Here is an 8,197-nt window from a genome sequence, read left to right on the forward strand (position 1 = left end):
CGCCGGCGCCTGGGGCGGGCTCTGCGCCAGGACGGCGCCCCCGGCCCCCACGGCCAGGAGGCCCAATCCGAAGATCAGGGCGCGGGAAGAGCCCAAGGCGAAAGCCCCTATTCCGGGGTCCAGGGCAGGTAGTCGCCGGTGGCCTTCTGCCGCTCGCCGCCACGCGCCAGGGAGCCCTGCGGCCGATAGGCGTGGACCGTGCCCGTCAGGTTGGGACGGTGATCCTTTTCCCAGGGCTTGCGCAGCAGGGGCGCCACGGTGGGCGGCTCGTCGAAGGTATAGTGCAGCCAGCCGTGCCATTCGGCGGGGACTTTGGACGCCTCGGCATAGCCCGAGAAGATCACCCAGCGACGCTTGCGGCCCGCGTCATAGGCGTCGCGGTCGTCCTTGGCCTCATAATAGCGGTTTCCATAGTCGTCCTGACCCACCAGCACGCCGCGGCGGCCGATATGAAAGCGCGCGCCCATCGTGGCGCCGTTCCACCAGGTGAAGATCGCTTTCAGCACGTTTGGGTGTCCGACTGGGTTGGAAATTCGCGCGGACTATAGGCGCCCGGCCCCCTCGCGTCCAGCTTGCGGCGGCCCGCAACATCTTGTGTAACGGCGCCGCTGGGGCCCCAACATCTATTGATCCGACCTTCCAGCCTTCCTAGGCTCGCCTGGCGAGGGAGTCGGTGATGAGTCTGGACGGCGGGAAGATGGAGCGGCGCACCCTGGAACTGGGCGACCGGACCGTGGAGGTCCTGGCCCCGTCCAGTTGGACCGACGCCCGGGTGGAGGCCTGGCTGGATTGGTCCCAGAACGAGGCCGATCTGCCCGCCGCCATCTTCCGTTTCGCCGAGTCCCTGGTCCAGGCCGGCCAGTCCCGCAGCCTGTTCGAAGGCGTCGGCGCCCGCGGGCGTTTCCGGCGCGACCTGGGCGCGGCCATGCTGGGCGGCCGCCTGGCGATCCGCCGCCCGTCGCAGCGTCCGGTGACCCAGCCCCCGGCGGCTGATGAGATCGCCCGTCGACTGGCCGAACACCGCGCGCGCACCCGCGGACGCCGCGCCGCCGCCGAGGCGGGCCGCGTGCTCGCCAGCCGGCTCCAGGCCGTGGCCGACTCCATCCACCGATGCCAGGGCGACCCGGACGCCTGCGCCGACCCCCAGCGCAATCCCAGTCTGGCGCGCGCCTGTGAGGCGGCTAGGGCCGCCGGCGCGTCCGACGCCACCCTCCTCGACACCATCGCCCTGGCCCGGGCCGGCGAGACCCACCCGCCGATGGACGTGCCGATCCCGGCGCCGCCCCCGGAGCTGATCCTGCCCCTGGCCTCCCAGGGCGGGGCGCTTGACCGGGCCATCGCCCTGGCCGCCTGGGAGACAGGCGCCCTCACCCTCTGCCAGCCTGATCGGGCGCCCGGTCGCGTCGCGGTGCGAGGAGCGGTCAACCTGCTGAGCTTCGGCTTCGGCGAGGATTTCGACCAGCCGGGCTTTGAAGCCGCCGTGGACCTGGCCGCCAAGGCCCTGGCGGCGGAGGCCCAGGATGAGGCCGCCGCCCTGGCCCTGGCGGGGGTGGCCGACTGGCTGGTCGGCCAGGGCGTAGCCTATGACTCCGACGTCGGCCGCAGCCGCACCGCCGGGCTCTACGGCCGCGCCGCTGCGGCCCTGGCGCGCTCCGGGGCCGGCCCGGGCGTGAGCCTGGCGGTCTTCGACGACCCCGAACTCGCCCTGATGCTCGGCGGCGCGAGTCCGGCGGCCGAGCCTTGGGAAGGCCCCGTCACCTTCGCCCAGACGGCGGACGGCCGCATCCTGCGGGTCATGAGCGAGGCGGCCCATGCGGGCCTGGGCGCCCTGGGCGCCGATCTGGACGCCGCCCGCTGGCGGCTTCTGGGCCACGGCGCCCTGGACGGCGCGCCGGGGGTCGACCACGACGCCCTGGCCGCTCGCGGCTTTACCGACCATGAGATCGGCGCAGTGGAATCGGCCCTCCCCTTCTGCGCCACCCTCGCCGAGGCCTTCCGCCCCGACGTCGTAGGCGAGGGCTTCCTGGCCGATGTGCTGGGGGCGCCCCTGGAAGACCTGCACGATCCGCGCTTCGACGCCCTGCGTGTCATGGGGTTCAGCGAGGCGGAGATCGCAGCGGCCGAAGCCTATGCGCTCGGCTCCAGCCGACTGGAGGACTCAGACCTCTCGCCCGAGACCCGCGGCGTCTTCCTGAGCGCCGACGAACTGGGCCCGGACGCCTATCTCGCCATGCTGAGCGCCCTTCAGGGCGAGCTTGGCCTGCCCGCCATCGCCGAATTCACCCTGCCCTGGGAGGCCAGCCCCGACGATGTGGCCCTGCTGATCGCCCAGGCGCGGGGCCACGGCGTGGCCGGGGTGCGGGTGAGCCGCGCCGAGCCCCCAGCCTACGCCGCCCTGGATGTGCCGCCGATCCGCGAACCCGCCCGGCCGGAAGCGGCGGCGCCCGCCCCGCCGCCCCGCATCGAGGAGCGCGTTGTCGAGCGGGTGGTGGAGCGCGAACGGGAACGCCGAAAGCTGCCGGATCGCCGCAAGGGCTACATCCAGAAGGCCTCGGTGGGCGGCCACAAGGTCTATCTGCACACTGGCGAATATGACGACGGCGAGCTCGGCGAGATCTTCATCGACATGCACAAGGAAGGCGCGGCCTTCCGCTCGCTCATGAACAATTTCGCCATCTCGGTCTCCATCGGCCTCCAGTATGGCGTGCCCCTGGACGAGTTCGTGGACGCCTTTGTCTTCACCCGGTTTGAGCCTGCCGGCCCGGTGACCGGCAACGACTCCGTGCGCTCGGCGACCTCGATCCTCGACTATGTGTTCCGGGAGCTGGGCGTCTCCTATCTGGACCGCCAGGACCTGGCCAATGCCGACCCGGGCGAGCTGAACGCCGACGGGCTGGGCCGCGGCAAGGGGGAGGAAACGCCTCTGAATCCCGGCGAACCCCTGCCCGCCTCGCGCTTCATCTCCAAGGGCTTTTCCAGAGGCGCGACGCCCGACAATCTGGTGGTTCTCTCCCTGGCCGATCATCGCGCCGCCCGCAGCGCCCCGGCCCAGACGGCCGATGTCTGCCCCTCCTGCGGCGACATGGCGGTGGTCCGCAAGGGCGCGAGCCTGATCTGCGAAACCTGTGGGGCCCGGGCCGGACGGCTGGACGACGCGGCGAGTTGAAACCGGCGAGCAGGCCGCTCATCAGCCCTTAAGCTTAAGGGCCTAGGAGGGTTGATCTCCAGCTCCCGAAGCGTCGAGGCCCCCATGTCGTCTGCCGGCTCCCCCCGCTCCGCCCTCGCCTTTGCCCCGATCCTCGCGCTCGTCTTGTCCGTCACGGTGGGTTCGACCGCGGCCCAGGCCCAGAACGCCGGGCAGATCGCCCAGGTGCGCCAGGGGGCTCACTGCCCCAAATGCAACCTCTTCCAGGCTGATCTTGGCGGACGGGAGCTGCGCGGCCGCAATCTGTCTGGCGCCCGGCTGCGTCAGGCTGATCTCAGCCTCGCCATCATGAACCGGAGCAACTTTGCCGGGGCCGACCTGCGCGACGTGGAGGCCTATGGCGCCCTGTTCGCCAGCGCCAGCTTCGCCGGCGCCGACCTCTCCCAGGCCAGCTTCGTGGGGACCCACCTCCAGGGGGCGAACTTCCGCGGCGCACGGCTCGCCGGGACCAACTTCTCCGGGGCCGAGATGGACCGCGCCACGGGGCTGACCCAGGCCCAGCTCTCCCAGGCCTGCGGCGACGCCTCCACCCGCCTTCCCCCGGGCCTGCGCATCCCCGCCTGCTGAGCGCGCGGCGGCATTACTGCGAATTAAGTGGCGCGGGCGGCCCTGGCCCCTCACATGGAGCCTGTGACACGCAACATGCCCCCTTTCCTGCCCAGCTCCGCTGGCCGACTGATGCGCCGGTTCGCCCTGGCCGCCAGCCTTCTGGCCCTGGCGCCGGGCGTCGCCAGCGCGCTCACCAGCGACCGCAGCGTGGCCAAGGTGGTCTCCTTCGGCGGCTCCTGCGCCAATTGCGAGCTGTCGGGCCGCAAGCTGGCCGGCGCCCGGTTCATCGGCGCCGACTTCTCCGGCGCGGCCCTTGTGGGCTCTGATCTCAGGGGGGCGCGGTTCCTGGGGTCAGCCTTCGCACGGGCCGATCTGAGCCGCGCCGACCTGTCCGACACCCACATGACCGGCGCCAGCTTCGCAGAGGCGGTGATGGTGGACGCCTCCCTGCGCAACGCCGAACTGCGCGGCGCCAATTTCGTCCAGGCGCGCCTGCGCCGGGCCGATCTGCGCGGGGTCGAAGGGATCGCCGCCAATTTCGCCCGCGCCGATCTGACCGAGGCCAGGCTGGACGACGCCGAACTCAAGAGCAGCAATTTCTCCGGCGTGATCGCGACGGCCGCCCGGTTTCGCGACGCCGAACTCACCGCCGCCAACCTGCAGGGCGGGCGGTTCGAGCGGGCCGATTTCCGCGGCGCCGACCTGACCTCGGCCAATCTGCGCCAAGCCCGGTTTGACGGCGCGGACTTCGACGGCGCTGACCTGCGCCGCGCCAATCTCGGCGGCGCCGACCTCAGCGAGGCCCGCGGCCTGACCCAGGGTCAGTTGGACGAGGCGTGCGGCGATGCGAACACCAGCACCCCACGGGGCCTGAGCGTGCGCAGCTGCGGCGTGCGGGGGGCGGTCCCGACCCCGCCTCCGCCGCCAAGCCCGCCGCCGGCGCCGCGCTTCCTGGTCGCCCAGGACGCCTTCTTCTGAGGCCCTACTTCAGCGGCAGGGCGAGGCGGACGCTCAGTTCCTTGAGCTGGCGCTCCTCCACGTCCGAAGGGGCGTTCATCATCAGGTCCTGACCCTGCTGGTTCAGCGGGAAGGCGATGACCTCGCGGATCGCCGTCTCGCCGGCCAGCAGCATGACGATGCGGTCGATGCCGGGCGCCAGGCCGCCGTGCGGCGGCGCGCCGTGGCGGAAGGCGTTCAGCATGCCGCCGAACTGCTCCTCGACCACGTTCGGGCCGTAGCCGGCGATCTCGAAGGCCCGGATCATGATCTCCGGCAGGTGGTTCCGGATCGCGCCCGAGCACAGCTCGTAGCCGTTGCAGACGATGTCGTACTGGTAGGCCAGGATCTCCAGCGGATCCTTGCTGTTCAGCGCCTCGAGCTCGCCCTGCGGCATGGAGAACGGGTTGTGCGAGAAGTCGACGCGCTTCTCCTCCTCGTTCCACTCGAACATCGGGAAGTCGACGATCCAGACAAACTCGAAGCGGTTCTCGTCGACCAGGTTCAGGTCCGTGCCGACCTTGGTCCGGGCGGAACCCGCGAACTTGTAGAAGACCTTCGGATCGCCGGCGACGAAGAAGGCCGCGTCGCCCTGGCCGAGGCCGAGCGCCGTCATCAGGCCGTCGGTCTTCTCCGCGCCCAGGTTCTTGGCGATCGGGCCGCCCCAGCCGCCCTGGTCCTCGCTCCAGAAGATGTAGCCCAGGCCCGGCTGGCCCTCGCCCTGGGCCCAGCTGTTCATGCGGTCGCAGAAGGCGCGGCTGCCGCCCTTCGGGCCCGGGATCGCCCAGACGGCGTTCTTCGCGTCCTCCAGGATCCGGGCGAAGAGGCCGAAGCCGCCGCCGCGGAAGTGGTCGGAGACGTCCTGCATCTGGATCGGGTTGCGCAGGTCCGGCTTGTCGGAGCCGTACTTGGCGATGGCTTCGCGATAGGGAATGCGCGGGAACGGATAGGGCGTCACCGGCTTGCCCTTGGCGAACTCCTCGAACACCCCGTGCATGACGGGCTCAATGGCCGCGAACACGTCTTCCTGGGTGACGAAGCTCATCTCCACGTCGAGCTGGTAGAATTCCAGGCTGCGGTCGGCGCGCAGATCCTCGTCGCGGAAGCAGGGGGCGATCTGGAAATAGCGGTCGAAGCCGGCCACCATCAGCAGCTGCTTGAATTGCTGGGGCGCCTGCGGCAGGGCGTAGAACTTCCCGGGATGGATGCGCGAGGGCACCAGGAAGTCCCGCGCGCCTTCGGGCGAGGAGGCGGTCAGGATCGGGGTCTGGAACTCGTTGAACCCCTGGTCGGTCATGCGCCGGCGGATGGAGGCGATGACCTGGCTGCGCAGCAGGATGTTGCGGTGCAGGGTCTCGCGCCGCAGGTCCAGATACCGGTGCTTGAGCCGGATTTCCTCGGGATAGTCGGGCTCGCCGAAGACCGGCAGCGGCAGCTCGGCGGCTTCGGACAACACCTCCACCCCCTTGGCCTGAACCTCGATCTCGCCGGTGGGCAGGTTGGGGTTCACCGTCTCGGGGCTGCGGGCGACCACCGCGCCTTCGACGCAGATCACGCTCTCGGCGCGCAGGCGCTCGATGGTGGCGAAGCCCGCCGTGTCGGGGGCGAAAACCAGCTGGGTCAGGCCATAGTGATCGCGCAGGTCCACGAACACCAGCCCGCCATGGTCACGCTTGCGGTGAATCCAGCCGGAAAGGCGGACGGTCTTGTCCGTGTCGGAAGCGCGAAGCTGGCCGCAGGTGTGGGTGCGGTAAGGGTGCATGAGGAGTCGCAGAAAAGGCTAGGAAATCGAGGCGCGGAAGGGCGCATGCGTGGCCTGCCTTGTCAAGGCGGCGAGCCGGCGCGAACCGGCTCGCCGCTGTCCTGCCGTGCCGGCCGCTCACTTCGCCGGGTCGACCAGGGCCTGATATACGAGGGTGCGCGAAAGCCCGCGGATATCCTGGCCGCCCAGCCCCCCTAGGCGCTGGACCATGCCCACGAAGACCACGTCGTTCTCAGGGTCGGCCCAGAACCAGGTCCCCGCCGCGCCGCCCCAGCTCAGGGTCCCTCGACCCTCCAGGCTGCCGGCACGACGGGGGTCCTTGACCACCATGAGATCGAGACCGAACCCCACCGCCTCGTTGAACTGCTGGGCCACCGTGCCATTGGACGACACCCGCGCGGTCTCCGGGATGACGTCGGCGCCCATGAGCTCCACGGTCGCCGGCGCGAGAATCCGCACGCCGTCCAGCTCACCGCCATTGACCAGCATCTGGGCGAAGCGCCCGTAGTCCGTGGCCGTGGACACCAGGCCGCCGCCGCCGGACTCCATGTTCGGCGGCTGGGTGTAGTCCTGGGCCGGCCCGCCGAACAGGGACGCGGCCTCGACGATGCGGCCGGTGGCCGGGTCGCCCACATAGAGGCTGGCCAGCCGCCCGGCGTCGGCGGCCGGCACATGGAAGCCGGTGTCCTTCATCTTCAGGGGCTCGAAGATGCGCTGGCGCATGAACGCGCCCAGGCTCTGGCCCGAGAGCTTCTCGACAATGTGCCCCTGGAGATCGACCGCGATGGAGTAGCTCCAGTCGGTTCCCGGCTGGAACAGGAGCGGGATCTCGGCGGTGCGCTCGGCCATCTGCTGCAGGGAGGACGACCCCAGGACCTGCTTCTGGCGGAACAGCTGATCGACCGGGTTGTCGTCGCGAAGGCCGTAGCCGAAGCCCGCCGTATGGCTCATCAGCTCGCGCATGGTGGGTTCGCGGCTGGCCGGGACCAGGATGGGCGTCCCGGCGTCATCGACGCCGGTCATGACCTTCAGGTCCTTGAGCTCGGGCACGTGGAGGCTGACAGGGTCGTCCAGCCTCCAGCGGCCTTCCTCGAACAGGATCATCATGGCCACGCCGGTCACCGGCTTGGTCATGGAATAGATGCGATAGATGGAATCCGGCGTCAGCGGCGTCTGGTTTTCCAGATCGGCCATGCCGTGGGTCTTGAAGGCCACCACCTTGCCATGCCGCATCAGGAGCGTGCTGATGCCGGCCACGCGGCCGTCGGCCACCGCCTGGGCCATGGCGCTGTCCAGCCGCTCGAGCCGGGCGCTGGAGAAGCCCACGCTCTCGGGGGTGGCGGCCCTGGGCAGGGCCGCCGCAGGCGCCCGCTGGGCGAGCGCCGAGACCGGCGCAGCGACGAGGACGGCGGCCACAGCCGCGGCCGCCAGACGATGAAACGGGAACATGGAAGGCCTCCCCACCCTCTCTGATGCGGGGCCAAACTAGATCGCGTTCCAGAGAGTGGGAACCTTCGATCGGACCCCAATACGAAGGCCGCCGCCCTATTTCGGCTTGAAGCGCCTGCTGGCGGGGAAGCCCCGCGGGGCGAGCTTTCCCGCCCCAGCCCGCCGGCCCAGCCAGTCACGCCACTCGGCCCAGACCCGCGTCCGACCGGCCGTGTCGATCCAGGTGGCGCCGGCCT

The 8,197-nt window shown here is 70.6% G+C and carries 7 protein-coding genes; 3 read left to right on the plus strand and 4 right to left on the minus strand.

Translation table 11 applies throughout. The features are described from left to right. Positions 1-107: 107 nt before the first annotated feature. Positions 108-506 (minus strand): NADH:ubiquinone oxidoreductase subunit NDUFA12, encoded by a 399-nt coding sequence (locus V7D28_RS11665; protein WP_333587555.1) that lies wholly within the window; start codon positions 504-506, stop codon positions 108-110. A gap of 170 nt (positions 507-676) precedes the next feature. Here V7D28_RS11665 and V7D28_RS11670 point away from each other — a divergent pair, with 170 nt between their 5' ends. The 3 genes from V7D28_RS11670 to V7D28_RS11680 all read left to right on the plus strand — a co-directional run bounded on the left by V7D28_RS11670 (position 677) and on the right by V7D28_RS11680 (position 4,732). Next, a complete protein-coding gene (locus V7D28_RS11670) occupies positions 677-3,166 on the plus strand; it encodes a TSCPD domain-containing protein (protein ID WP_333587556.1) in 2,490 nt (829 codons plus the stop codon). A gap of 84 nt (positions 3,167-3,250) precedes the next feature. Next, on the plus strand, positions 3,251-3,772 hold the full coding sequence (locus V7D28_RS11675) for a pentapeptide repeat-containing protein (protein ID WP_333587557.1): 522 nt from the start codon (positions 3,251-3,253) through the stop codon (positions 3,770-3,772). 75 nt (positions 3,773-3,847) lie between these two features. Continuing rightward, positions 3,848-4,732, plus strand: a complete 885-nt coding sequence (locus tag V7D28_RS11680; protein WP_333587558.1) for a pentapeptide repeat-containing protein — start codon at positions 3,848-3,850, stop codon at positions 4,730-4,732. Between the two features lie 4 nt (positions 4,733-4,736). On the opposite strand, the gene aspS is transcribed toward V7D28_RS11680, so the two are convergent. The 3 genes from aspS to V7D28_RS11695 form a co-directional block, all read right to left on the minus strand. Further along, entirely contained in the window at positions 4,737-6,512 is a 1,776-nt protein-coding gene (gene aspS / locus V7D28_RS11685; RefSeq protein WP_333587559.1) for an aspartate--tRNA ligase, read from the minus strand. A gap of 117 nt (positions 6,513-6,629) precedes the next feature. Then, the gene (locus V7D28_RS11690; RefSeq protein WP_333587560.1) at positions 6,630-7,961 is read right to left on the minus strand and encodes a serine hydrolase domain-containing protein; all 1,332 of its coding nucleotides are present in this window, start codon (positions 7,959-7,961) and stop codon (positions 6,630-6,632) included. A gap of 96 nt (positions 7,962-8,057) precedes the next feature. Then, positions 8,058-8,197 (minus strand): hypothetical protein (locus V7D28_RS11695; protein WP_333587561.1); only part of this gene is annotated, 140 nt, incomplete at its 5' end.

Source organism: Phenylobacterium sp. (genome assembly GCF_036723115.1).
In the GTDB taxonomy this organism is placed as follows: domain Bacteria; phylum Pseudomonadota; class Alphaproteobacteria; order Caulobacterales; family Caulobacteraceae; genus Phenylobacterium.

Coding starts and splice junctions, on each gene's coding strand:
- V7D28_RS11670 (WP_333587556.1), top strand. CDS start 677: ATGAGTCTGGACGGCGGGAAGATGGAGCGGCGCACCCTGGAACTGGGC.
- aspS (WP_333587559.1), bottom strand. CDS start 6,512: ATGCACCCTTACCGCACCCACACCTGCGGCCAGCTTCGCGCTTCCGAC.
- V7D28_RS11690 (WP_333587560.1), bottom strand. CDS start 7,961: ATGTTCCCGTTTCATCGTCTGGCGGCCGCGGCTGTGGCCGCCGTCCTC.
- V7D28_RS11675 (WP_333587557.1), top strand. CDS start 3,251: ATGTCGTCTGCCGGCTCCCCCCGCTCCGCCCTCGCCTTTGCCCCGATC.
- V7D28_RS11680 (WP_333587558.1), top strand. CDS start 3,848: ATGCCCCCTTTCCTGCCCAGCTCCGCTGGCCGACTGATGCGCCGGTTC.